Below are 24,620 nucleotides of genomic sequence, written 5' to 3'. Positions count from 1 at the left end.
TTCGGGTAATGGTAAAATGATTTTGATTACTAACCTTTGTTTATGAGAAAGAGAACAGAATCTATGAATACTAAGGAAGATTATATTGAAAAGCTGGACTTAGAGCCACACGCTGAAGGTGGCTGGTTTAAGGACATTTCTCATAGTCCAGACAAGTACTTTGCGCCAGAGAGTAACGGCGAACGATATCGTTACACTTCAATTGTCTTTTTGCTTGATGCCAGCAGTCCATCGCATTTACACAAGTTGAATCACGATGAAATTTGGTTTTATCATGATGGTCAGCCAATTACCATTCATTGTATTAGTGAAACTGGCGAATACTGGACCGTTAAATTAGGTAAGGACATTAAGAATGGCGAAGTTTTGCAATACAGCGTACCGCAGAATACAATTTTTGGTGCTGAGGTAGAGGGTGGCGAAGGCTTTTGCCTTGTAAGCTGTGTAGTAGCACCAGGATTTGATTATCATGACTTTATTTTATATAGTCGGCAAGAATTATTAGCGATGTATCCTAAGTTAACTGATGTTATTACGCGAATGACAGTTGATGAAAAATAACGTAAAAAGAGTACTTCTCAAACAGAAGTACTCTTTTTATTTTGTGGAAAAATTACAACATAAAAACTTATGAACAGCAAATTCACAGTACCTGTGTAAAAAAATCTTTAGTGAAGAAATAATCGCTAAATTAGCGTCATACTGGCAATAAAAAATAAAGTTATCAACAGAAAATGTGGAAAAAAGTTAGAAATCAGTGTATTACTATTTACGTTTTGTGTATATTTCAAAAATACTGCTGATTATTTTAATATTTTTTTCAAAATAAATTTATTTTTAACTGGGATGAGCTTATAATGGAGTTTATATTAACAATCTTATCAACAGAAGGGGGAAATTATTATGAATAAAATTGGCATTATTGGCGATGGCCACGTTGGCTGTACAGTTGCTCACCAGCTGATTGTTTCTGGATTGGTAGACGATCTGGTATTAATTGACGAAAACGAAGGTAAAGTTAAGGCAGACGCCCTTGACTTTGAGGATGCAATGGCGAACCTGCATCATCACGCTAATATTACGGTTAACGATTATGCGGCTCTTGGCGATGCGGATATTATCATTAGTGCAATGGGCAATATTAAGTTGTCCGCAAAGGATCGTTTTGGCGAGTTGCGCTATAATAAGCCGCGTATGGCTGCAGTTACTGATGGCATTAAGAAGAGCGGTTTTAATGGGATTATTATTTGTATTTCTAACCCTGTTGACGTCATCACCGGCTTGTATCAGGAATTAACAGGGCTGCCAAAAAAACATGTCTTTGGTACAGGAACCCTGCTTGATACGGCGCGAATGAAGCGTGCTGTTGGTAAAAAGACGGGAGTTGATCCACGTTCAGTTATTGGCTTTACACTTGGTGAACATGGTGATTCACAATTTACTGCTTGGTCAACGGTTAAGGTTTTGGAAAAGCCATTCATTGAGACTGCTAAGAAGAACTCTTGGAGTTTGGCTGACATGAATGAAGAAATTAAGCAAGGCGGCTACACCGTTTATGCCGGTAAGCAATACACCAACTTCGGTATTGCGGCTGCGGCTGTTCGCTTAGTTGAAGCTGTCTTGAGTGACTCGCGTACGGAAATGCCAGTATCCAATTATCAGGAAGAATACGGGACATACATGTCATATCCTGCAGTAATTGGCAGGGATGGTATCGTGCAAAAGGTTGAATTGGATTTAACTGATGCCGAGAAGAAGCAATTAAAAGAAACTGCCGAAACCATTAAGGAAAAGGCAAAGAAAGAAATTTAGTTGGATATTAATTAAGGCTAGCAATCTTTATAGGTTGCTAGCTTTTTGCTGAGCAACTTTTGGTGATTGGCGAATTTCTTGAAAAGTTTTACCAAAAGTTTTCATGATTTTCTTTTTAATTATGGATAGACAGACAATCATGAGATATGCCAACATATATTGTCTGAATTTTTTAAGATGCTACCATAAGATTATAAAAGTTTATGTATTTTGGAGAAGAAGATTGAAAAGAACCAAAGTAAATGATGATAGTATATGGACGCCCATTTTATTTTTTATTGTGATGGAATTGGCATATGTGGTTATTGCATATGGCTTAATGTTTCTTCCTGGTTTTGGATTAAATGTACTATATCATTTTAAAATTTTAAGTAGAGGCATAGCACTAGTAGTAGCTGATAATTTGGAAGTGCCATTTACTATTATTAGGTATATTCTTTCTGTTTTGCTATTACTATTTTTGAATAAAAAGTGGTTACAAGAATCGCTATACTTTAAAAATTGGTATTGGTCTTTTAGTACAATATTTGTTGGGTTAATGGCATTTATTGTTTATAGCTATGGTATTACAACTACTAAATTTAGTTTTAATAATAATGATATTCTGAATCTATGTTTCAACTTTGGACCAGCAATTTTTGAAGAGATTTTGTTTCGAGGAATTCTTTTATCAGCGTTGATAAGACGATTATCTCAAAGAAAATTTGGCGTTTTTTGGTCATTAATGATTTCTTCAATCATTTTTGGTTGTAGTCACATTATTGGTAATAATCAGCCAACTTTGCTTGATTTATTTATACAAGTAGTTGGAGCAACTGGTTTTGGATTTTTAGTTGGAGCATTGTATTTACGTAGTAAAAACTTGCTTTTACCAATGTTACTTCATTTTATTAATGACTTTGGTGCGTGCTTTTTTTATTTGGGATGGGAAGATTTATTACCATTTTCAGATGTGCAGTGTGCAATATTGGAGTTAGTGGTTTGGTTTGTTATTGCTGTTTTATTAATTCATAATTTTAATAGTCAGACTTGGCTTGAAGAGGAAAATCATAATTAAATTATTCAAGCTGATTTTTAGTCAAGAAAAGGAATAAAATTTTTAATTAATATTCGGTTAATCAGCCGGTTTCGAAATAATCGTGATCCAAAAAGGTGGTAGTAAGAATTACCGCCTTTTTGTTTTACTCTGGATAATAACTAAATAGAAACAATAAATAATATTTTGGGCAAATAATTAACTATTTACGAGGTAAAAGCGAATATTAGCTTTGAAAGTCAACTTACTTTTAGTAAATTACGAATTTTTGCTAGAAAAAGATAGTTGTGCTGTAGCACAATTTATCTTAAAATTAGGGAGGAAAATAAACAGGTAATACAAGATATAGTGGTGCGAACTTATGGATGATAACAAATTCGTTGAAGTAAAAAATCTCAGAAAGGTCTACGACAATGGGCATGAAGCCATTAAAGACGTTAGCTTTTCTGTTAAGAGAGGAGATTTAGTTTGTCTTTTAGGGCCATCAGGCTGTGGTAAAACAACTATTTTGAATATATTGGCAGGGCTGCTTAGTCCATCTGCTGGTGATATTTTATTTGGTGGGAAGTCGGTAGTAGAGACTGCACCAAAGGATCGGCATATTGGCTATGTTTTTCAGAACTATGCCTTATATCCGCACATGACGGTTTTGCAGAACGTGATGTTTCCATTAGTGGTTGGTAAACATAAGAAGTCCAAGAAGGAAGCCGAGCAGATTGCGCGTAAGTATATGGAATTGACGCAGATCACTGACTTAGCTGAGCAAAAGCCAGGTAACTTGTCAGGTGGGCAGCAGCAGCGGGTGGCAATTGCGCGGGCATTAGTGCAGGAGCCGCAGATTTTGTTAATGGATGAGCCCTTATCCAACCTTGATGCCCGTTTGCGGCTGAAGATTCGTGAAGAAATTCGTTCATTAGTTAAGTCAGTGGGAATTACGACCTTATTTGTTACCCACGACCAAGAAGAAGCTCTGTCAATTGGCGATAAGATTATTCTCTTCAATGATGGTCTTATCCAGCAGGATGATTTGGGACAGAATTTTTATTTGGAACCAAATAATTATTTTGTGGCTAATTTTGTTGGTAATCCCGTGATTGATAATTTTAAGGTTACAAAAACTGCTGATGAATTGCGGGCGAGCGATTTTACAATTAAGTTGGCAGACCTAGATCAATCGCGATTTAAGCGTGAAATGCCAGATGGTGAGTATACGTTATCGGTGCGTCCGGAAAATATTGTCCCTCAAGAAGATGGAATTATAACAACGCAGGTTGATGATGTTGAGTTGATTGGTCGTGAGCGGATTTTAAAATTTACTCATGATGATGTTCAAGCGCGGTCATTGGTGAATTTGGAATCGCCATTAAGACGCGGCGATCAGATTAAACTGGGGCTGAGGCTCGACCGAATTTTTCTCTTTACCCCTGAAGGAGAGCGCGTGTACTAATGAAGACAAATCAAAAAAAGGCGTGGCTGTTCTTAGCGCCGACAATTATTTTTGTAACCTTGTTTAGTATCTATCCAATTTTGCGTGCCTTTGGCATGAGCCTGCAAAAAGGTTCATTGATTGACCTATCTTGGGCTGGATTTAGCAATTATCAGTATCTTTTTCATGATCCTGAATTTTGGTTGGCTATTAAGAATACTATTTTGTACGCTGTCATTTCTGTACCAGTGGGCTTGGCAATTTCAATCATGCTGGCGTGGATTATTTTTAGCAAGGTTAAGCACAAGGCGTTCTTTGAAACAACCTTCTTTATGCCGTATGTAACCTCAACGATTGCGATTGGGATTGTGTTTCGCTACATCTTCAACGGCGATTACGGGATGCTGAACTTTATTCTGCGCAGTCTGCATTTGCCCGCACCCAATTGGATTGATGATCCAGCAATGTCATTGACGACGATTATTATCTTTGGCATTTGGACATCACTAGCCTTTAACATTGTTATTTTGATGGGGGCATTACGCAATATTGACCCAAATTTCTACACAATTGCAGAGATGTACGGGGCCAGCGGCAAGGATAAGTTCTGGCGGATTACGATGCCAGAGTTAGTACCGACAATTGCCTTCTTGTTAACAATGAATGTGATTGGTGCCTTTAAAATTTATACATCGGTCTACGCCTTATTCAATGGGCAAGCCGGGGTTGGTAATTCCGCGACGACTGCAGTGTTCTATATTTATAACAAGTTCCAGATTGTTGGTACACCCGGTGTAGCGATGGCGGCGACAGTTATCTTGTTTTTAATTATTTTGCTAGCGACTTTTTTGCAGCGCAAAATGATGAAGAAGATTGGAGAAAATTAAATGAAAAAACTACGTTTAGGTGTTTTATTCAGCTATCTTATTTTGTTCATCTTCGCAGTCATCACGGTTTTTCCGTTTGTTTATATGCTTTTAGGCGGATTAATGAGTTTTCAAGAGACGACCTCAATTCCGCCGACACTCATTCCGCACCATTTTGAATGGAGCAATTATGCTAAGGTTTTCGCACAAGCTCCCTTTGCGCGGTACTTTTTCAATACAGTATTGACTGCCAGCATTACAACAATTGTCAGTTTGTTCAACTCACTATTAGGTGCCTTTGCGATGGTCAATCTGCATTTTAAGGGCAAGGGAGTTATACAGATGGTGCTGCTGTCATTATTAATGGTGCCAGGAGAAGCGATTATTTTTACCAATTACAACACGATTGCTCATCTGGGACTGCTTAATACCTACATTGGGTTAGTGCTGCCGTTTTTGACGTCAATTTTTTATATGTATTACCTGCAGAGTTATTTTGGCTCAATTTCGGACACAATTTATAAAGCGGCGATGATTGATGGCGCCAGTGATTGGGAGTACATTTGGAAGATTTTGGTGCCCATGTCCAAGGGCGGGTTGTTTACTGTCGGCTTGCTTAGTTTTATTTCTGGCTGGAACTCATTCTTGTGGCCGTTATTAGTAACTAATGAAGACACGATGCGGCTGCTTAATAATGGGTTAGCTACGTTTGCTTCGGATGCTGGGAGTGAAACCCAGCTGCAATTAGCGGCAGCAACGTTGACAGTTTTGCCAATTTTGATTTTGTACTTTATTTTTAGAAAACAGATTATCCAAGGAGTTGTGCGCAATGACCTTAAAGGATAGAACAACAATTACTTTTTATAATGGACTGACGACAATTGGCGGGCCGATGATTGAGGTTGCTCATCATAAGTCGCACGTGCTGTTTGACCTAGGTGAAGTTTATCGACCTGAGTTAAACTTGCCGGATGAAAGTTTTGCAACGTTAATCCAAAACCAATTAATTGGGGATGTCCCCAACTTTTATGATCCACAATTGACAGGCAAGGCAATCGATCACGAACGTTTTGAATATGCGGCTACTTACATGTCGCACCTTCATCTTGACCACAGTAAGGCAATGAACTTTTTGGCACCAGAGATACCACTTTATGCGGGACCAATTACTGCTAAAATGTTGCCTGCGCTCAATGAACGAGGAGATTTTCTATTGCCGGCTGCAGGACATGCGGCTAATTATACTAGGCCGATTATTGCGGCTGAATTTCGTCAGCCAATCAAGGTCGGTGAGATTACCCTTGAAGTTTGGCCAAGCGATCACGATGCCTACGGGGCAACTGGCTTAATTGTGACAACGCCAGATAAGAAAATTGCCTATACTGGTGATATTCGGCTGCATGGTTATCATCCCGACTGGGTACACCAATTTTTAGCAGCTGCTAAGGGTAGTGACGTGTTAATTATTGAAGGCACTGGTGTCTCATGGCCAGAAGAACATCATGACCAAAGTAGTGAAGAGTTTACTGGTCCGAAAAATGAGCAGGAATTGACGGAGCAGATAGTAAAGCTGCAAGAAGCTAATCCTAATCGGCAGTTGACCTTTAATACTTATCCGACTAATGTCGAACGCTTGTTAAGAATTATCAGCGACTCACCGCGAAAAGTAGTTTTGCATGCGGCGCGGGCACATTTGCTCAAAGAAAGTTTAAATAAGGATTATCCGTATTATTACTTGCCGCAAGATGAAAAGTTTACGGACTTAAAGCCTGAACTAGCAGTTTCTTATCAGGAATTGCTGGCAGACAAGGGCAAGTATCTGTGGCAGGCAGTAGCTGATTTTGACAAGCTGCAGGAGGGCGGCATCTATCTTCATTCTAATGCTGAACCGTTAGGCGAATTTGATCCGGCATATCGCCCATTCGTCCAGCAGTTTGCCGTAAAGCAGATTGAGTTCAAGGCATTGCGCTGCTCGGGTCACGCTGATGTTAAAGAACTCAGAGAAATTATTGGCGAGGTTCAGCCAGCAATACTAATCCCGGTACACACATTGCACCCGGAGCTGGAGGAGAACCCATTTGGTGAACGGATTTTACCTAAGCGTAAGCAAACAATTACGCTTTAGTGAATCAAAAATTGTTGTTTAGTTTTTGTTTTTAGGAGGTTTACCTAATGAAGTTTAGTAAAAAGCTTGCTGCAGCTTTGGCCACGGGATTAATTTTGCTGGGGACGGCTGCGTGTTCTAATGGCGGGTCTTCATCGTCAGGTACGAGTGCTGATAAAATCCCAACTAAAATTACCAAGAAGACGACTGTTGTCTTTTGGAATGGGATGACCGGCGTGCAACAGGAAACGCTGAAGAAGTTGACCCAGAAGTTTGAGCAAAAGAACCCAAATATTACGGTTAAATTGGAAAATCAAGGGGCATACAATGATTTGCAGGCAAAAATCAATTCGACGCTGCAGTCGCCGAATAATTTGCCAACGATTACTCAGGCTTACCCTGATTGGCTCTATACCGCATCCAAGAATAAGTTGCTGGTTGACCTAAAGCCTTACATTAATAATCAGGATGTTGGCTGGGGCAGTGCTGCAGCCTCCAAGATTAAGCCGGCATTACTTACGGGTGCGCAAATTGGCGGTGTGCAATATGGGATTCCGTTTAATAAGTCAATTGAAACTCTGACTTACAATGCCGATATGTTTAAGAAGTACGGCATTGAAAAGGCACCAGCGACAATGGCTGAACTCAAGCAGGACGCGCAAACTATTTATACTAAGAGTCACCACCAGGTTGTTGGTGCTGGCTTTGATTCTCTATCTAACTACTATGCTTTAGGGATGAAGAATGAGGGCGTTGATTTTTCAAGCAAGATTGACTTCAATGGTGCTACGTCTAAGAAGGTTATCAATTATTATGCCGATGGTATCAAGGCTGGTTATTTTGAAATTGCCGGCTCAGAACATTACTTGTCAGGTCCTTTTGCCAATCGTAAAGTAGCGATGTATATCGGAACTTCTGCTGGAGAAGGCTTTGTTAAAAAGGGTGTCGGCAATCGGTTTACTTATGATGTGGCACCGCGTCCTGGTAAATACACAATGCAGCAGGGAACAGATATTTACATGTTCAAACATGCGACTGCTGAACAAAAAGCAGCTGCCTTTATGTACATTAAGTTCTTAGTTTCCAAGAGTAGTCAGCTAGAATGGGCTAATGCGACTGGTTATATCCCAGTTAACCAAGAAGTTGTTGACTCTAAGGAATACAAGGCTAACAAGAAGATTAAGCTGCCAGCTAAACTGGAAGATGCGATGAAGAACTTGTACAGTGTGCCAGTTGTTAAGAATGCTGGTGCGGCTTATAGTGAGCTCAATCCGATTATGCAAAATATTCTGTCTGCAGCGCAAAAGAAGCAGGCGGTTGATAATGCAATCAAGTCTGGTAAGTCAAAATTTGATGCTGCATGGCAACAATAAAAACTGAATAACAAAATTACGATAATTAAAAATGTCTGTCCTATGTGGGGCAGGCATTTTTTGATATATTAAAGCGAGGAACTATTGATGTTTATATGTTTAGCGATTACAATAATTTAAGTAATTTATTGTGAGGTATTAATAATGAAAATCAGCAAAAAAATTATTATGTTGCTTGGCACGATAATGCTAGCTGGACCTGCTATGCTGGCAAGTCAGCCAGCCCAAGTTCAAGCGGCAGCTAACCAAACTAATTTAAAAATCAATCATTCTCGTATTTATAATAAATATGGTCAAAAATTATGGTCTTATCGCGGTAAAAGCTCTTTGATTACTGCTAAGTCAATTAATGTGGCCAGTCAAGCAGTACCAACAACAGATCCACGGTCTAAGAATTATTCTTTTCATGATGAGAATTGGGATTGGTATTACCTACCATATAAAATGATTAACGGAAAAACATATTATAGTATTGGCCATGGCGGCTATATTAAAGCAGCTAATGTGACAAAGATCAATGGTCAGTCACTTTTGGCAAATCAAGCTTCAATTAAGCTGACTGAGAAGATGTTTGATGATAAAAAAGCAAATACAATTTGGGTATACGATGCTGATTTAGGAAAAAAAGTTGCTAAACATTTTACACCGGGTCAAAAGGTTGTCGTGGATGCTGTAACAGATGGTAGAGATATAGACTATCAAGTTGACGAGGGCTATTCAATTATGTATCGCATCAAGGGTAGTAACCAATTCTTAGATGAAGATATTGATGATGGTGATGTTCTAACGGCAATTTATAGTAAAAAGGATTTACAATTGCTGCCATGCAGTACGCATATGGCTGTTCTGACAACTAAAGACACCAATTATTATACATACAAAGGCAAAGTAGCTACTCAGAGTGTGGTTCCTAATTCAAATCTGATTATTGCTTCTGGTAATACGCCAAATTCAATTGTTCAAGGAATTACTGTCAAGAAGGGCAGAATTGAATATGCAACTAAGGCATTTTATTTACGTGAACCTGGGCAAACTGAGCCTGAATTATTTTATCAAGTTAGGTCTACAGTAGTGGATAATAGCTATGCGCTTCTTAAAGCAGCTGATACTAAGTATATCTATGGTATTAAATTGGCCCCGCTCAATACTAAAGAAGATGCCCTGGCTGATAAGCCACTAGCTTCAAATACTAAACGTGCAGAATTAAAGCAGTTACTGGATCAAGCTCCAGAAATTAGAGCCAGTGAAAAATACCGTTATTCTAATACAGGCAGTAGTTCATACGAGTATTATTTTAAAAAAGCTCAAATTGCCTATGATTCATTAATTAGTACTGATACGGATGTGCAAAAAGCTATTGCTGATCTTCAAAAAGCGACTACTGAACTTGATCGCGGTAAGCGGATAAAAGTTAAGGATATTAATCATTTAACTGCTAAAGAAGCAAACGCAATTCTGCCACTTGCTAACAGTGATCTTCAAACTAAGTATCCTAAGGAAACAAATCATTATTATAATGCTCTGTTTAATAAAGATAATACTGAGTTAGATGTATATTTATCAGATTATACGGTTAAACCAGCCGTCACTACTAAGGTAGGCAAGCTGAACATTGCAGATTATGTGGAAGTAGAAAAATAAAATATTTTAAGACTGATTGTTTCAACTCACAATCAGTCTTTTTTATTCACAAAATTAGAACAAACTGGTAACTTTTAAATTTTATTCGATAAAAATACGAACTTTAACTATAATTAAATATAATATTTTTACAAAAGCCGAATTTTTGGTGAAAATTTAGTTGTAATTTTACAGAGCTTGCTATACAATTAACAAGAATTATTAATTGGTATTTTATTGCAGATTAAAAGCAATTATTTTTGGAGGAAAATCTAAAATGAAATTCGGGAAAAAGCTTGCAACACTTGCAGTGGCAGGCTTGGCTTTAATGGGAACTGCTGCTTGCTCAAAGGGCAATTCATCAACTTCAACTAACACTAAAATTCCTAAAGTAACTAAGAAAACCACGGTTGTTTTTTGGCACGGAATGCAAGGTGCACAGGAAAACACTTTGAAGAGCTTAACTAAGGAATTTGAAAAGAAGAATCCTAACATTACGGTTAAGTTGGAAGAGCAGGGTGCTTATAACGACTTACAGTCTAAGATTAATTCGACCTTGCAATCACCAAAGGATCTGCCGACAATTACTCAGGCTTATCCTGACTGGCTTGAGAGTGCCGCTAAGAATAAGATGCTAGTTAACCTGACACCATACGTTAATAACAAGGACGTTGGTTGGGGCAGTCAAGCAGCAAGTGGCATTAAGTCCGATTTGCTTGATGGTGCTAAGATTAATGGCACCCAATACGGGATTCCGTTTAACAAGTCAATCGAAATTTTGATTTATAATCCAGCAATGCTGAAGCAATATGGCATTAAGAAAGTGCCAACCACGATGGCAGAACTCAAGCAGACTGCCCAAACAATCTACCAAAAGAGTAATCATAAGGTAGTTGGTGCTGGTTTTGATGCTTTGGACAACTACTACGTATTAGGGATGAAGAATGCTGGGCAAAACTTCTCCAGCAAGATTGATTTTGCTGGAAATGATTCTAAGAAGGTCATCAATTACTTTGCCGATGGTGAAAAAGCTGGTTACTTTAGAATGCCGGGTTCAGACAAGTACCTCTACATTCCGTTTACTAACAAGAAGTTAGCAATGATGGTTACTTCTTCATCAACTGAAACTTGGGTTAAGCAGGCAGCTAAGAAAGGCTTTACCTATGACGTTGCTGCACGTCCAAGCAAATACACAATGCAGCAAGGAACCGACATTTACATGTTTAACCACGCAACGGCTATGCAAAAGTCAGCAGCCTTCATGTATATGAAGTTCTTGGCTTCCGAATCAAGTCAAGCTAAGTGGGCTAAAGAAACTGGCTATATTCCAGTTAATGAGAATGTGGCTAAGACTAAGAGTTATAAGGCTAACAAGGCTTTGAAGTTGCCGGCTAAGTTAGAGAATGTTTTGCAGACTAACACGATGTACAGTGTGCCAGTAATTAAAGATTCCGGTGCAACTTACAGTCAATTGCCAGCAATTATGCAATCAATCTTGTCAGCAGCGCAAAAGAAGCAGAATGTTGATAATGCGATTAACACAGGCAAGACAAAATTTGACGCTGCATGGAAGCAATAATTAGGTAAATTATTTTATAAAAAAACAGGCCGTTGGGTCTGTTTTTTATTTATTGTTTTTTGCTTGAATGGTAAGATAAATAAAGCATAGGATTGATCGTTTTTGTGGTCAATTAGATTAAAGAGCTAGGGGTGAACGCGGTGATTAGAGAACAATCTTTTCCTGTAGATACCGAATATAAGTGGTATGACATCAGTAATTTGAGTGAGGAAGACAGCAACAGGCTGCAGGATGATTTTAATTTCACTCCTGATATGATTTCTTATATTTCTGACCGCCACGAACGTCCGCACTATGACTATGATACGCATACGCAAATTCACTTGCTGGTTTATGATGTGCCTATTTGGCCGACTAAGTCGATTAAGCACTTTACGTCGCACCCAATTACTTTTTTAGTCTCTGGTGAAAATATTTTTACATTCCATACGGAATCAACCAGTTATGTCTTTGATGAATTTAACGATCAGCCGATGCGGCGCAAGTTAGCACAAGCTCAAGATGTAACAGAACTATTAATGAAGTTTTTGCTGTTTTCATCGCAGTACTTCCAGCGGGCAATCACGCAATTAGATGTTGAACGCAATAGTTTGGATCAAAAGTTGTCCGATGACATTGATAATCATGACTTAGTGGAATTATCAAATATTGAAAAAAGTCTGGTTTACCTATCTAGCTCAATTCAAACTGATTTAATGATGCTTCACAGTTTAAAATTATCAAAGTTAGACTTTACCAAATATGCGCGTGAACGGTTGGATGATGTCTTAATTGAATCTAATCAGGCTGCAGAAATGGTGAAGATTTCGCAGCAGGTAACGGCAACTTTGTCAGCGACTTCCAATAATATGATGAATAATAACCTGAACGATACGATGAAATTCCTGACGGTATGGTCACTAGTTCTAACGATTCCGACAATTTTGACCGGTTTTTACGGCATGAATGTCAGCTTGCCGGTGGGGCACAAACCGTCTGACTGGATTGCGATTACCGTTTTTGCCATTGTTTTGATGGTGTGGTTAATTATTTTAATGAAACGACATCATTTCTTCTAAATTGAGGCTAATTTATGAAAAATAAAATTGTGGTTGGTTCATTAATTGCGGCACTTTTGTCATTTATGCTTTATTCAGCCAACTTAAAGCGGGTTGAAAATACCAGCGTGCATATTGTCAGTCCGCAAAATAAAGTAGTTAAAAAAGGTGCCGCCGCGAAAAAAGGTCATGAGCCGAGTGTTGCCGAGGTTGAGTACACCGCAGATGTTAAGGTTGAAGCCGGCAGCAACAAGGATTGGGCTGAGCAAATTGAACAGGTGATGGGCAAAGACAAGAGTTATCAAGTCTGTGTGCAGGACTTAAATTCGCACAAGTTTGCCCGAGTTAATAATACGGTTAAGGCACATGGCGTGACTGCCAGCAGCCGGCTATATTTATTAGCCGCGATTTACTACCAGGAGCAGCATGGCAAGTTAACTTCACGCACGGCAATTAAAATCAAAAAGGCTGATCGCGTTAAGGGTGAGCAAATGTTAAAACCCGGCTATGCTTATGGCATTGCTTACTTGAAGCAGGCGATGATGCATGGCAATAAGACTGCTGCTAATGCCTTGTTGCGCAAAGTTGGTCCAAGTAAAGTTAATGAAATTATTGACCAAATGGGCGCGACTAAGACTAAGGTTGGCAGTAAGTTTACTGCTGATCCAGTAAGCATGACGACGGCAACTGACTTAGCTAATGTAATGAGTAATTTATACCAGAATAAAACTCTTAGTCGGCAATATGCGAATTTAGCTTTAGGCGCGCTCAATCTAACACGGTCTAAGTCGCAGCTGGTTCACGGACTTCATGGTCAAATATACACGGTTTCTGATAGTAAGTCGGCAGTGGCAATTGTCCAAAATGGCGCTCATGCATATTGCATGAGTGTTTGGTGCAGTGATGATGCGGCTTTTGCCAGTTTGGGACAGACCATTAATCGCTTTTTTAAATAATAATGAAGATAAGCCTTATGTTAGTAAGGCTTTTTTGTTTAAATAAAAATAATTTACAGCTTGTAGATTGTAATCTTCACTTTGTAGTGTTATATTATTCCTCGTGCTAGTAGAGGAGGCGTGGAATGGTTCAAAAAAGGAGCCTTGACTTAAGTAAAGTGATTGCAAAGGCAACCGAAATGATTGCGCAGAAAGGTCTTTCGAAAATGACCCTGCCCAATTTGGCTAAGGAGCTAGGTGTGCGGTCGCAATCGCTTTACCATTATGTTTCGGGACGCAAGCAGTTGTTGTCGCTTGTCGGTGCCAGTCGAATTAAATTACTGGGTAAACGGTTAGTAGAAAATTTAATTGGCTTGTCAGGTGTTGATGCGCTGCTTAAATTTGCGGATATTGTGCGTGATTTTATTTTGCATGATCCCGCACTGCTTAGTATTTTGTATCATTTAAACGAATACCAGCAGGATGATGCGATTAGTCAAGAAATTATGAATATTATTGCCTTGGCTGAAAAATTAAACTTGCGTCATGATAGTAAGGTATCGCTTCACGCTTTAATTGGTGCAGTTCTTGGTTATGTCTTCTTGGATGTTTCATCATCATTTACCGATGAGACTGATGAAGAGGCCGATCAAGGTTACCATAAATTACTGCTGCAGCTGGTTCAGCCAAAGCAGGCTTTAAACAATTAGAAAGGAAAAAGTAGAGTGCAAAAACTACTAAAAAACCATGTCTTTTCATTAATTGCATGGGTTTTAATTTTAATTATTTCTGTGATTGCTTTACCCGATATTACCGGGTTAACACGTGAGCACTCAAATGTTTCTCTCCCGCAAAATGTCCAAAGTGAGGTAGCTCAATCAATTCAAAACGATTGGGGACCTAAGCAAAAGAACACTTATCAAATTGCGGTTGTGTTTAATAAGGATAAGGGCAAGATAACAGATGATGATAAGGTGGCCATCAATCAAACGATTGACGACCTTAAGAGTCATCAGGATAAGTATGGCATTAAGCAAGTCTTAGGGCCTGAAGATAATATTGCCACCAAGAAGAAGCTAGAATCAAAAGACGGCACAACTTGGATTATGCAGGTTAACGTTGCTAAAAAGCACGCGCCAATTAATGATGTGGAAACGCAATTAACTAACGCGGTCAAAACAGCGGGCGTGAAGACTTACGTCACAGGCGCGGATGTTTTGCAAAATGCCTTTACTAATTCAATTCAAGAGGGTATTAAGAAGACGGAGTTAATTACGGTTATCTTTATCTTCATTGTCCTGGTAATTGTCTTTAAGTCACCGATTGTGCCGTTGATTTCATTATTAACAGTTGGGGTATCGTTCATTACGGCCTTTTCAATTGTGACTAACTTGGTTGCGCACTACAATTTCCCATTTTCAAACTTTACGCAGGTCTTCATGATTATCGTGCTGTTTGGAATCGGAACCGACTATAATATCCTGCTGTATGATAAGTTTAAGGAAGACCTCGGCATGGGGATGGATCGCTACAAGGCGATGAAGAATGCCTTGAAGGTTGCTGGCAAGACAATCTTGTATTCCGGGTCTTCGATTTTAATTGGTTTTACTGCTTTAAGCTTAGCGAAGTTTTCAATTTACCAATCAGCTGTTGGTGTTGCCGTTGGTGTTGCTGTCTTGCTGGTTGTCCTATTAACGCTGAACCCATTCTTTATGGCTGTTTTGGGTGAAAAAATGTTCTGGCCAGTTAAGAAATTTACTGGCGAACATGAGGACAAATTATGGCACGGGATTTCTAAGGGAACCTTGGCCCATCCAATTGTTTACTTAATAATCTTGGCAGTTGTAGTAACGCCATTTGCGCTGTTTTACTCAGGTCATTTGAATTATGATGATACTGATGAAATTGCGGATAGTGTCCCAGCTAAGGCAGGACTGCAGGTTGTGGAGAAGCACTTCTCTAAGGGAATGGCTGAGCCGACCACCCTCTACATTAAGAGCAATCATCGCCTTGACAATGAGGCAGACCTGAAATTGATTGACCAATTAACAAAACAATTGCAGGCTTCAAAGGACGTATCCTTTGTGACCTCAGTTACTCAGCCTTATGGTGAAAGTATCCAGCAGCTGTACGTTAACAACCAATTGGACACGGTTAATAACGGTGTCGATCAAGCACGCAGCGGCTTAAACAAGTTAAGTAAAGCCAGCAAGAAAGTAACGTTAGGTGCTAATCAATTAGCTAACGGAACCGATCAATTGCAAAATGGTGCCAGCACCCTGCAGGGCGGTTCTAGCAAGCTGCAGAGCGGCAGTCAGCAATTAGCATCAGGTTTAAACCAGTTGAATTCGCAACTAGCATCTAGTTCACAGTCTATGGCTAGTCAGCAGCAGAGTATCAAGGCTAACCTTGAACAGAGCTACCAAGAGAACTTGACTAGCAATGTGGCTAAAATTCCGGGTCTATCACCAAGACAACGGTTAGCAGTTATGCAGGCAGCGGGTGCGGCTCTTGCCAAATCATGGTCTACTGCTTCGGCAAGTATGCCAGATACTAGTAGTCAAATGGGACAATTACAATCAGGTGTTGGCAGTTTGGCGTCTGCTTCTAACCAATTAAGTTCAGGAGCTGCTAGTCTTAATAGTGGCATTGGCCAATTAAATTCAAGTACAGGTCAATTGAGTTCAGGAGCCGGTAAATTAGCAACCAGCACGCCAAAGATTACTTCAGGTGTTGATACTGTTAATAGCGGTTTAGGTCAAGGAGCATCATACTTAACCGGCCTAGCAAGTTCTTCTGCAGCTGATACTTTCTATATTCCAACTGAATTTATCAAGTCGGATATGTTCCAAGATTCAGTTAAGGTCTACTTAAGTCCGAATAAGAAGTCCGCAATGTTAATGATGGTCTTTAATTCTAATCCAAGTAGTACCAAGGCAACTGGTGAAGTTGAAGAACTCAGCCAAATGGCTAAAAAATCACTTCAAGGGACCCGCTTAGAAAAGGCGACAGTTGCCATGGGTGGCGAAAGCTCCAAGATTGCTGATATTAAGCAGGTTGCTAACGGCGACTTTATTAGAACTGCAGCTATCATGCTTGTTGGTATCGGCATTGCTTTGATCTTTGTTACCAGATCATTATTGCAGCCGCTGTATATTCTGGGAACACTGCTGCTTGCTTACTTCTGCTCATTATCAATTAGTGAGTGGCTCGTCAAGGCATTGCTTGGCAATAGTATGTTGACGTGGAATACACCATTCTTTAGCTTCATTATGCTGATTGCTTTAGGTGTTGACTACAGTATCTTCTTAATGACGCGTTATCGAGAAATCGAGGGCGCTAAGCCAAGTGAGCGTATTTTGAAGGCCTGCGGTATTATCGGGCCTGTTGTTATTTCGGCAGCGATTATTCTTGGTGGTACGTTTGCAGCGTTAATTCCGTCTGGTATTCCAACCTTGATTGAGGTGGCACTGGCCGTAATTATCGGTTTAATTATTCTGGTCTTTATTATGCCAATTACTTTATCAGCAGCAGTTAAGCTGACTTATGAGGGTTTGCATTGGGGCCGCAAGAATAAGCGCATCAAAAAATAATTAATCAAAATAAGATTGAATAACTCAACTTTGAGCTGTTCAATCTTTTTTTATTGGCTAAAACTAATAATTTTGGTTGTAAACTAATAATTTTGTTTTATTATTAACTTAAAAGTAACTATTAAAAATAAGGAGTGTAGTTTATGACTACTTGTCCAAACTGCGGCAAAGCGATCACCGATGACGATCAGCTGTGCCCGAATTGTCACTTTAATTTGCAAAAATATCGGCAGACGTTCTTTACAGATAGGCGTGAGGAGGTAAAGTATGAAGACGAAAAGATGGGTAAGAAAATCGCCAGCCGCGAGGCTTACCGCCAGGAGTTTTATCCTGATAAGCAAAATTCAACGATTAAAAAGATGTTGGAATGGATTCGAGTTAACAGTATGATTGTGTTTTTAGTGGGGATTGTGCTGTTAATTATCATGAGCTTTTCGCGGGGCTTAGGCTGGATTAGCTTTTTCTTGCTGCTGTTCTGGCTGTACTTTGTTTGTTCACGGCAAAATGAGATTGAACGCTATACCGTTGACCGCCGGTTAACAGAAAAGGTTAACCAGCTTGGTTCGAATATGTTTAATAAGGTTGAGGACCATAGTCAAAAGGTGCGCTCTTATACCAAAACAAAGTCTGACGGTCCAGATGAGGTTGAAGAAGAAACGGTCACTGTCAAAAAGCATTTTAACTATATTCAGCTATCAGTGGTAATGACGTCTTTGATTAGTTTAATAGTTTTGTTTACGGGGTCTGGGGCTTCGGTTTCTGATATTACTTACACGGGCAAGATGTCGATTACCCGTGTTGCCTTGAGCTTAGCGGGGCAATTATTTGCTTCAAGTTCAACGCTTATGCAGGGCGTGCTTTTATGTGTAATTTGGCTATTGTTAATAATCTTTCCGATAATGATTATGTATCAGGCCCTGCAAAATACGAAAAAGGGTAAGTGGCTGACCTTCATCCTTTCTTTATTAGAAACGGCGTTCTTAATTTACTTGGTCTTTAGATTATCAAGCAGCACGCGGGCAAATACGGGAATCTTGCACAGTCTGACCAGTCAATTGGTGCTGTATGCCGTGTCAATTGGGGCTTCAACGTACTTTTTGATTTTGGCAAGTTTAATGACAACTGGGCTTGCAGGTTTCGACTTATTTAGAAAGCATTCTTAAAAAAAGAGCAACAAAAAAATGCTGGGCATGAAGCTCAGCATTTTTTTGTTAGTTAAAATTATTTATGAGGAACATCGATTACGAGGTGTTCGTTAACAAAGGCCATCATGCCTAGGTCACTTAACTCACGGCCGTAACCGGAATTCTTAACGCCGCCGAATGGTAATTCGCCTGAAGTAATCCAGGTGCCGTTAATTACGGTCATCCCACTCTCAATTTGTGCAGCCAATTCTTGAGCGTGGGCAATATCAGAACTGATGATTGATGAGCCAAGACCGTAACTTGAATCGTTGGCTAAGGCGATAGCTTCGTCTTCATCTTCAACTTGGTAAACCATTGCAACTGGACCGAACATTTCTTCGTCAAATGCTGGGTTCTTCTTGTCAATGTCGGTTAGGATTACTGGTCTAAAGAAAGCACCGTCGGATTCGATTTCTGGATATTGGTAGAAGACTTTAGCACCAGCGTCAACTGCTGCTTCAACTTGCTTAACTAATTTATCTCTTGAACCAGCTGAATTCATTGGCGGCAAGGTAGTTGCGTCATTCATTGGATCGCCAGGCTTCAAGTTAGAAAAGACGTTCTTTAATTCGTGTAAAACTTCTTCGTAGCGGGATTTGACAACAATAATTCGCTTGGATGAGGTACATACTTGTCCGCCGTTATAAGTTCTAGCTCTGCACAAAGTTTCTTTCAAAACAGCTGGATCAGCATCATCCAAAATGATGAATGGATCGTTACCACCAAGTTCCATGGTTGACTTCTTCAAGTTTTTACCGGCATTAGCGGCAACTGAAGCACCACCACGCTCAGAACCAGTTAGAGCAACACCAGAAATTCGTGGGTCAGCAATAATACTGTCTAATTGGTCATAAGTTGGGTAAAGGTTGATGAAACTGCCTTCAGGAGCGCCGCCTTCTTTAACAATCTTGGCAGCTAAAGCAGCAGAACCAGGAACATTGTGAGCGTGCTTCAATAACATTGGGTTACCAACGATAAAGTTAGGAGCAAAGACCCGGATAATTTGGTAAAGTGGGAAGTTCCATGGTTCGCAGGCCATGATAACACCAGTAGCCTGCTTTAAGTAGTAAGCATGACCAAGTTTGGATTCAACTGGTTGCGGCTTCAGCATTTCTGGGCCTTTTTCAGCGTAGTATTCACAGATAGAAATACAAAGTTCAACTTCTTCTTTTGATTCGTGGAGCATTTTACCCATTTCAAGGGTCATCATTTCAGCCATTTCGTCTTCATGCTTACGCAAGCTGTCTGCAACTTTGTGCAAAACTGTGGCGCGGCTTTCAGGACTTTCGTGTTGCCACTTCTTGTATAACGAATGGGCAAGATTAATTGCTTCGTCAATTTGGGTAGCTGTTGGGTTGTCATATTCGGCAAACTTTTCATTAGTGTATGGGTTGACTGATTGATATTTAGCCATATTATTACCTCTTTTTAAAATCATTCTTAAAACATAATAGATGTTTCAAGATACATTATAAAGCGTTATCAATTTTATTTAAATTGAACGAACTGGCCTTTACAAATAATTAATGTGCTTACAAAAAAACCGCGAAAAATTAAGATTTTCGTGGTCTCTTGGTAGTTTGTTAGTTACATCATTTGCATCAAATAGGCAAGTGAAGCATCAATGTATTCATTGGCATAGGCCATTGCGTGCTTTTGACCTGGCAGAACGGTGAGCTCTGAACCGCGGTCTTGGTCAGCTAAGTCTTGTATGAAATCTAAGACGTACTTCAATGGGGATAATTCATCGGCCGAATTAATTAACCATAGGTGGCCCAAGTTGCTGTAGTCGTAAGATTTGGCATCCAATTTTTCAAAAGTGGCCGCATCATTTGAACCAGCATAAGCTAAACCGAAGTATTTGTAGAAGGCATCGTTAATTTCCTTAGGGTCGGTTAAGCCAAGTTCGCCGCGGGCATCGATTGAAGCCGTGGTATTTTCGTGTTCTTTCATCCAAGCGGAGTAATTGACTGGTGCTGACCAAGTGACTGTTGGGAAGCCGTACTTTCCAGCAATGTATAAGGCCATCACGCCGCCAGAACTAGCGCCGATTTGGGTGATACCCTTGGTGTTTGTTCCGGTATAGTCAGAATTAAGCAGCCATTCGACGAACTTGACGGTATCATCATGTGCTGCTGGGAAGGTATTGGTTGGTGCCAAGCGATAGTTGGGCACAAAGACAGTGAAGCCCTTCTGCGTCATCTTGAGGCATAGGTCCTTAACGTCACCCTTGTCCCCGCGAATCCAGCCGCCGCCGTGCCAAAAGATTAGGACTTTAGTGGTTTTTGAGGCTTCGTCTGGTAAGTAAATATCAGCTGCCAAGTTGTGTTCTTCATCATAAATAATGTCATTCTTAATTTTAGCCATATATTAAACCTCCAATATAACTATTTTTAGTGTCTCTTCTATATTAAGATAAATTTGTGCTTTTGGGTAAAAGAATTTGGTGATTAATCTTGTGATATTGAAGTTTCTGTTCCCCACCAGTTAGGAATTAGTTCTGCCAGAGTAATTGTTTGCCGCGCTGAATAATCTACCATAAATTCGGTATCCTTGTTTCGCGGATCTAATTGCATTAGAAATTCGCGGCAGGCGCCGCAGGGCATACCGGAACTGCCGCCATAAGGCGGGCGGTCGCGAAAGGCGATAATGCGCTTAATATGAGTTTGACCAGTAGCCACATACATGTTTAAAGCGGCGACACGTTCGGCGCATAGGTTTAAGACGCCCGAGCAGCTTTCGATACACACACCGACAAATATTTGACCGTCTTCTGCTTCTAGGGCACAAACAACACTGCGAGCATAAACAAAGGGTGAAACGTCGCCAGGACTGTATTCCTTGGCTGCGGTTTTATATAATTGGTTCCAGATATCCATTTTGACCTCCTTTTAGTGTTGATAATTTTAAATTATTTTAATTATTATCCGGAATTAACCTAAAAAGCAATCATCAGTCGTGAAATTTTGGTAAAATTGACCTTAACATGGAGGAATATTATGCACTTGTCACCAAAAGCTAGTCGCCGGTTAATTAATATTTTGACCGTTGTTAGCGGGATTATTATTATCTTACTGTGTATCTATTGGTATCGTCTAGGGATTTTTACTAGTCAGGCGAAGATGCGCGCATATTTGGCCAATAAAAAAGTTATTGGTCCGATTATATTTGTGTTAATTCAGACAACGCAGGTTGTGTTTCCAATTATTCCCGGTGGTGTCTCACTGCTTGGTGGGGTGGTGTTCTTTGGCCCCGTTGCCGGGTTTATCTATAATTATATCGGCGTTTGCATTGGTTCAATCATTGATTTCTTTTTGGCGCGATATTATGGGCGGCCGTTCATTTTGCATATTGTTTCTGAAAAGACACTGAATAAATATATGAAGTGGACGAAAAATCAGCGTAAGTTTAACTGGTTTTTTGCGATTTGTATTGTGGCGCCGATGGCACCAGACGATGTGTTATGTATGCTGGCGGGCTTAACCGATATGAAATTCTGGACCTACTTTTGGATAATCATTTTGGGCAAACCGTGGACAATTGCGGCGTACAGTTTCGCCTTAATGTTTGGGATGGACTGGTTGCTCAAACTTGTAGGCAGTAAATAATGGTCAGTCGTGTTTATTTGCGTCCATTTAATTTGGCAGATGCTCCGACGATTTTAAAGTGGGGGCAGGACGATTACTACTATAAATATGCGGGCTTTAGTCGCTACCAAAACTTGGCGCAGGCTGAAACTGCAGCAGGACAGTATGCGGCGCGTGATAATAGTTATGCGATTTGTCTAAAAGAAACGCAGCAGCTGATTGGGCTGGTTGAACTATATGAGCGCGGGACAAATGAGCAAGATTTATTGCAGACTAAAGAAGTTGGTTTCCTATTAGATAAATCATTTTCTGGTCACGGTTATATGACCGAGGCCCTGCAGCTTGTCTTTGCCTATGCTTTTAATCAGCTTGACCAAACCGAAATTTGGGCCGGGACTTTTGTTCATAACCTAAAATCGCAAAAATTGCTGCAGAAGCTGGGCTTTAAGTACGTTTATTCTGTCGATTTAAGTAAAATAAGCCAACTTTTTTCCTATCAAGAAAAATACTATTTGCTTGTGAGGAAAGAATGGCTTAAAATAAATTCAAACACGGAATCTTAAGACTATTTCAGAGAATTCGCGGTTGGTGCGAGCGAATAAATGTCGTTTCCAGATTCTTTAATGTGGGTAATTAATAGTTACACGGGTCGCGGCACCGTTATCGCCAAATAATGAAGTGCAGTTATTTTTGATAATAACTGAAACTGGGTGGTACCGCGAAGCCATGTATGAGCCAATTCGTCCCAAGATGTAGGGATGAGTTGGCTCTTTTTTATGGAGGTAAACAATGCTAGATATTAAGGTGATTCGTGAGAATCTCGATTGGGCAAAGGATAAGCTTGCTACGCGTGGAATTAAGCCGGAGCAATTAGATGAATTGATTAAGATTGACCAGGAACGTCGTGAAAGCTTAAATGAAAGTGAGCAATTGAAGGCTAAGCGTAACGATGTTTCTAAAAAAATCGCTGAAGCTAAGCGTAATAAGGAAGATGCCGCAGATGCAATTGCAGAAATGCGTGAAGTCGGCAGTGAAATTAAAGATTTAGATGATAAGGTTAATGAGTTAACTGATAAGCAAAATTATATTTTGTTGCGCTTGCCTAACTTTCCTGATGATTCTGACCCAGTTGGTCCTGACGAAAGTTACAACCAAGAGGTCCGTAAGTGGAGTGAACCAACAAAATTAGACTTTGAACCTAAAGCTCACTGGGATTTAGGAACAGACTTAGATATTTTAGACTGGGATCGTGGTGCTAAAGTTTCTGGTGCGCGTTTTGTCTACTATAAAGGTGCTGGTGCACTTTTGGAGCGGGCCGTGTTCAACTTTTTCTTAGATGAAAACACCAAGGCTGGTTATACAGAAATTATTCCACCATATTTGGTAAACGATGAATCAATGCAAGGAACCGGTCAATTCCCGAAATTCCGCGAGGACGTTTATACAATTGTGGATAATGATGATCCAGATAAGGAACTTGACTTAACTTTAATCCCAACTGCTGAAGTGCCACTAGTTAACTATTTCCGTGATGAAATTATCCACGAAGACAGATTGCCAATTAATGTGACCGCACTTTCTCCAGCTTTTAGAAGTGAGGCTGGTTCTGCTGGTCGTGATACACGCGGCTTGATTAGAATGCACGAATTTAGAAAAGTTGAAATGGTCAAGGTATGTAAGCCTGAGGAATCATGGCATGAATTGGATAAGTTGACGGCAAACGCTGAACACTTGCTTCAAAAGTTAAACTTGCCATACCACGTTGTGGCATTGTCAACTGGGGATGCTAGCTTTACTAGTGCCAAAACTTATGATTTGGAAGTTTGGATGCCAGCACAAGATAAGTACCGTGAAATTTCTTCTTGTTCTAACTGTACTGACTTCCAGGCACGGCGTGCACAAATCCGTTATCGTGGTGAAGATGGTAAATTGCATTTAGCACATACATTGAATGGTTCAGGCTTAGCTGTTGGTCGAACAGTTGCTGCTATTTTGGAAAATTACCAAAATGAAGATGGTACAGTGACAGTTCCTGAAGCACTAGTGCCATATATGAACGGAATGACAAAAATTACTAAAGAACAAAGCTTAATTTAAGCGTTAAGAGGTCCATTTGGACCTCTTTTTTAGTTATTTTGAAAAAAAGTGAAATTAATTTTATGCCGTTTTTTGACTGAAAATAGCTAAATTCCGAATATTTTTATTGTTATATGGTATTAAAATTAGATAAATACAGCCAAATGATATTAGCTTAAACTAATTAGACAGTAGTTTTAAGTAAATAGCGAACAAAATACTAAGCTTGACGAAAGCAGCTAAAGAGGGTAAAGTATTACTTGCGCTTGAGAGAGCTGGTTAGCTTAATCAAGTGCAAAAATAAAAACTAAGCGGAAGGGCTTGACAAGAGTTCGAAGGTTTAGTAAGATAATAAACGCTGCTGAGGGAGTTGAAAATTTCTTCAGGAGGGG

Annotated in this window: 21 protein-coding genes; 18 read left to right on the top strand and 3 right to left on the bottom strand. The window is 39.8% G+C overall.

The genetic code is table 11. The features are described 5' to 3' along the window. The first annotated feature begins 63 nt into the window (after positions 1 to 63). The 15 genes from PT278_RS05140 (at position 64) to PT278_RS05070 (ending at position 18,544) form a co-directional block, all read left to right on the top strand. Entirely contained in the window at positions 64 to 561 is a 498-nt protein-coding gene (locus PT278_RS05140; RefSeq protein ID WP_277130738.1) for a cupin domain-containing protein, read from the top strand. Positions 562 to 900: 339 nt separating this feature from the next. After that, on the top strand, positions 901 to 1,812 hold the full coding sequence (locus PT278_RS05135; protein ID WP_277131014.1) for an L-lactate dehydrogenase: 912 nt from the start codon (positions 901 to 903) through the stop codon (positions 1,810 to 1,812). A 223-nt stretch (positions 1,813 to 2,035) separates the two neighbouring features. After that, positions 2,036 to 2,869 carry a CPBP family intramembrane glutamic endopeptidase gene (locus tag PT278_RS05130; RefSeq protein ID WP_277130737.1) on the top strand — a complete coding sequence of 278 codons (834 nt, stop codon included), beginning with the start codon at positions 2,036 to 2,038 and terminating at the stop codon, positions 2,867 to 2,869. A gap of 340 nt (positions 2,870 to 3,209) precedes the next feature. Then, on the top strand, positions 3,210 to 4,295 hold the full coding sequence (locus PT278_RS05125; protein ID WP_277130736.1) for an ABC transporter ATP-binding protein: 1,086 nt from the start codon (positions 3,210 to 3,212) through the stop codon (positions 4,293 to 4,295). Continuing rightward, the gene (locus PT278_RS05120) at positions 4,295 to 5,161 is read left to right on the top strand and encodes a sugar ABC transporter permease (protein WP_277130735.1); all 867 of its coding nucleotides are present in this window, start codon (positions 4,295 to 4,297) and stop codon (positions 5,159 to 5,161) included. Before PT278_RS05125 ends, PT278_RS05120 begins: the two co-directional genes overlap by 1 nt. Beyond that, entirely contained in the window at positions 5,162 to 5,986 is an 825-nt protein-coding gene (locus PT278_RS05115) for a carbohydrate ABC transporter permease (protein WP_277130734.1), read from the top strand. Beyond that, positions 5,970 to 7,265, top strand: a complete 1,296-nt coding sequence (locus tag PT278_RS05110) for an MBL fold metallo-hydrolase (protein WP_277130733.1) — start codon at positions 5,970 to 5,972, stop codon at positions 7,263 to 7,265. The genes PT278_RS05115 and PT278_RS05110 overlap by 17 nt, the downstream gene beginning before the upstream one ends. Before the next feature lie 47 nt (positions 7,266 to 7,312). Continuing rightward, positions 7,313 to 8,617, top strand: coding sequence for an extracellular solute-binding protein (locus PT278_RS05105; protein WP_277130732.1), 1,305 nt, complete (start codon positions 7,313 to 7,315; stop codon positions 8,615 to 8,617). 144 nt (positions 8,618 to 8,761) lie between these two features. Further along, positions 8,762 to 10,258 carry a hypothetical protein gene (locus PT278_RS05100; protein WP_277130731.1) on the top strand — a complete coding sequence of 499 codons (1,497 nt, stop codon included), beginning with the start codon at positions 8,762 to 8,764 and terminating at the stop codon, positions 10,256 to 10,258. A 256-nt stretch (positions 10,259 to 10,514) separates the two neighbouring features. Further along, complete coding sequence (locus PT278_RS05095) at positions 10,515 to 11,816, top strand: extracellular solute-binding protein (protein ID WP_277130729.1); 1,302 nt, start codon at positions 10,515 to 10,517, stop codon at positions 11,814 to 11,816. A 140-nt stretch (positions 11,817 to 11,956) separates the two neighbouring features. After that, positions 11,957 to 12,874, top strand: a complete 918-nt coding sequence (locus tag PT278_RS05090; protein ID WP_277130727.1) for a magnesium transporter CorA family protein — start codon at positions 11,957 to 11,959, stop codon at positions 12,872 to 12,874. Positions 12,875 to 12,888: 14 nt separating this feature from the next. Next, positions 12,889 to 13,809, top strand: a complete 921-nt coding sequence (locus tag PT278_RS05085) for a serine hydrolase (protein WP_277130725.1) — start codon at positions 12,889 to 12,891, stop codon at positions 13,807 to 13,809. 125 nt (positions 13,810 to 13,934) lie between these two features. Beyond that, positions 13,935 to 14,498, top strand: coding sequence for a TetR/AcrR family transcriptional regulator (locus PT278_RS05080; RefSeq protein WP_277130723.1), 564 nt, complete (start codon positions 13,935 to 13,937; stop codon positions 14,496 to 14,498). Between the two features lie 15 nt (positions 14,499 to 14,513). Next, positions 14,514 to 17,381 carry an MMPL family transporter gene (locus tag PT278_RS05075; RefSeq protein WP_277130721.1) on the top strand — a complete coding sequence of 956 codons (2,868 nt, stop codon included), beginning with the start codon at positions 14,514 to 14,516 and terminating at the stop codon, positions 17,379 to 17,381. Positions 17,382 to 17,524: 143 nt separating this feature from the next. Next, positions 17,525 to 18,544, top strand: coding sequence for a zinc ribbon domain-containing protein (locus PT278_RS05070; RefSeq protein ID WP_277130720.1), 1,020 nt, complete (start codon positions 17,525 to 17,527; stop codon positions 18,542 to 18,544). 58 nt (positions 18,545 to 18,602) lie between these two features. On the opposite strand, the gene PT278_RS05065 is transcribed toward PT278_RS05070, so the two are convergent. The 3 genes from PT278_RS05065 to PT278_RS05055 all read right to left on the bottom strand — a co-directional run bounded on the left by PT278_RS05065 (position 18,603) and on the right by PT278_RS05055 (position 21,444). Further along, positions 18,603 to 19,979, bottom strand: a complete 1,377-nt coding sequence (locus tag PT278_RS05065) for an NAD-dependent succinate-semialdehyde dehydrogenase (RefSeq protein WP_277130718.1) — start codon at positions 19,977 to 19,979, stop codon at positions 18,603 to 18,605. 173 nt (positions 19,980 to 20,152) lie between these two features. After that, on the bottom strand, positions 20,153 to 20,932 hold the full coding sequence (locus PT278_RS05060; RefSeq protein WP_277130716.1) for an alpha/beta hydrolase: 780 nt from the start codon (positions 20,930 to 20,932) through the stop codon (positions 20,153 to 20,155). 83 nt (positions 20,933 to 21,015) lie between these two features. Continuing rightward, positions 21,016 to 21,444 (bottom strand): cytidine deaminase, encoded by a 429-nt coding sequence (locus PT278_RS05055; protein ID WP_277130715.1) that lies wholly within the window; start codon positions 21,442 to 21,444, stop codon positions 21,016 to 21,018. Positions 21,445 to 21,564: 120 nt separating this feature from the next. Between PT278_RS05055 and PT278_RS05050 the strand changes: the two genes are divergently transcribed. From PT278_RS05050 to serS, 3 genes are all read left to right on the top strand, one after another. Continuing rightward, positions 21,565 to 22,173: a TVP38/TMEM64 family protein gene (locus PT278_RS05050; RefSeq protein WP_277130714.1), complete on the top strand. Its 609-nt coding sequence runs from the start codon at positions 21,565 to 21,567 to the stop codon at positions 22,171 to 22,173. After that, on the top strand, positions 22,173 to 22,715 hold the full coding sequence (locus PT278_RS05045) for a GNAT family N-acetyltransferase (RefSeq protein WP_277130713.1): 543 nt from the start codon (positions 22,173 to 22,175) through the stop codon (positions 22,713 to 22,715). The genes PT278_RS05050 and PT278_RS05045 overlap by 1 nt, the downstream gene beginning before the upstream one ends. A gap of 226 nt (positions 22,716 to 22,941) precedes the next feature. Then, positions 22,942 to 24,249: a serine--tRNA ligase gene (serS, locus tag PT278_RS05040; RefSeq protein WP_277130712.1), complete on the top strand. Its 1,308-nt coding sequence runs from the start codon at positions 22,942 to 22,944 to the stop codon at positions 24,247 to 24,249. The last annotated feature ends 371 nt before the right edge of the window (positions 24,250 to 24,620 follow it).

The organism is Lactobacillus sp. ESL0703 (assembly GCF_029433435.1).
Taxonomy (GTDB): domain Bacteria; phylum Bacillota; class Bacilli; order Lactobacillales; family Lactobacillaceae; genus Lactobacillus.
The sequence above is the reverse complement of the archived record's forward strand: the minus strand, read 5'-3'. Positions and strand labels throughout refer to the sequence as shown.

Bases quoted from the DNA above. Each gene is read 5' to 3' on its own strand.
- PT278_RS05045 (WP_277130713.1), top strand. From the start codon at position 22,173: ATGGTCAGTCGTGTTTATTTGCGTCCATTTAATTTGGCAGATGCTCCG.
- PT278_RS05100 (WP_277130731.1), top strand. From the start codon at position 8,762: ATGAAAATCAGCAAAAAAATTATTATGTTGCTTGGCACGATAATGCTA.
- PT278_RS05095 (WP_277130729.1), top strand. From the start codon at position 10,515: ATGAAATTCGGGAAAAAGCTTGCAACACTTGCAGTGGCAGGCTTGGCT.
- serS (WP_277130712.1), top strand. From the start codon at position 22,942: ATGCTAGATATTAAGGTGATTCGTGAGAATCTCGATTGGGCAAAGGAT.
- PT278_RS05065 (WP_277130718.1), bottom strand. From the start codon at position 19,979: ATGGCTAAATATCAATCAGTCAACCCATACACTAATGAAAAGTTTGCC.
- PT278_RS05110 (WP_277130733.1), top strand. From the start codon at position 5,970: ATGACCTTAAAGGATAGAACAACAATTACTTTTTATAATGGACTGACG.
- PT278_RS05080 (WP_277130723.1), top strand. From the start codon at position 13,935: ATGGTTCAAAAAAGGAGCCTTGACTTAAGTAAAGTGATTGCAAAGGCA.
- PT278_RS05105 (WP_277130732.1), top strand. From the start codon at position 7,313: ATGAAGTTTAGTAAAAAGCTTGCTGCAGCTTTGGCCACGGGATTAATT.
- PT278_RS05120 (WP_277130735.1), top strand. From the start codon at position 4,295: ATGAAGACAAATCAAAAAAAGGCGTGGCTGTTCTTAGCGCCGACAATT.
- PT278_RS05050 (WP_277130714.1), top strand. From the start codon at position 21,565: ATGCACTTGTCACCAAAAGCTAGTCGCCGGTTAATTAATATTTTGACC.
- PT278_RS05085 (WP_277130725.1), top strand. From the start codon at position 12,889: ATGAAAAATAAAATTGTGGTTGGTTCATTAATTGCGGCACTTTTGTCA.
- PT278_RS05070 (WP_277130720.1), top strand. From the start codon at position 17,525: ATGACTACTTGTCCAAACTGCGGCAAAGCGATCACCGATGACGATCAG.
- PT278_RS05115 (WP_277130734.1), top strand. From the start codon at position 5,162: ATGAAAAAACTACGTTTAGGTGTTTTATTCAGCTATCTTATTTTGTTC.
- PT278_RS05055 (WP_277130715.1), bottom strand. From the start codon at position 21,444: ATGGATATCTGGAACCAATTATATAAAACCGCAGCCAAGGAATACAGT.
- PT278_RS05060 (WP_277130716.1), bottom strand. From the start codon at position 20,932: ATGGCTAAAATTAAGAATGACATTATTTATGATGAAGAACACAACTTG.
- PT278_RS05140 (WP_277130738.1), top strand. From the start codon at position 64: ATGAATACTAAGGAAGATTATATTGAAAAGCTGGACTTAGAGCCACAC.
- PT278_RS05125 (WP_277130736.1), top strand. From the start codon at position 3,210: ATGGATGATAACAAATTCGTTGAAGTAAAAAATCTCAGAAAGGTCTAC.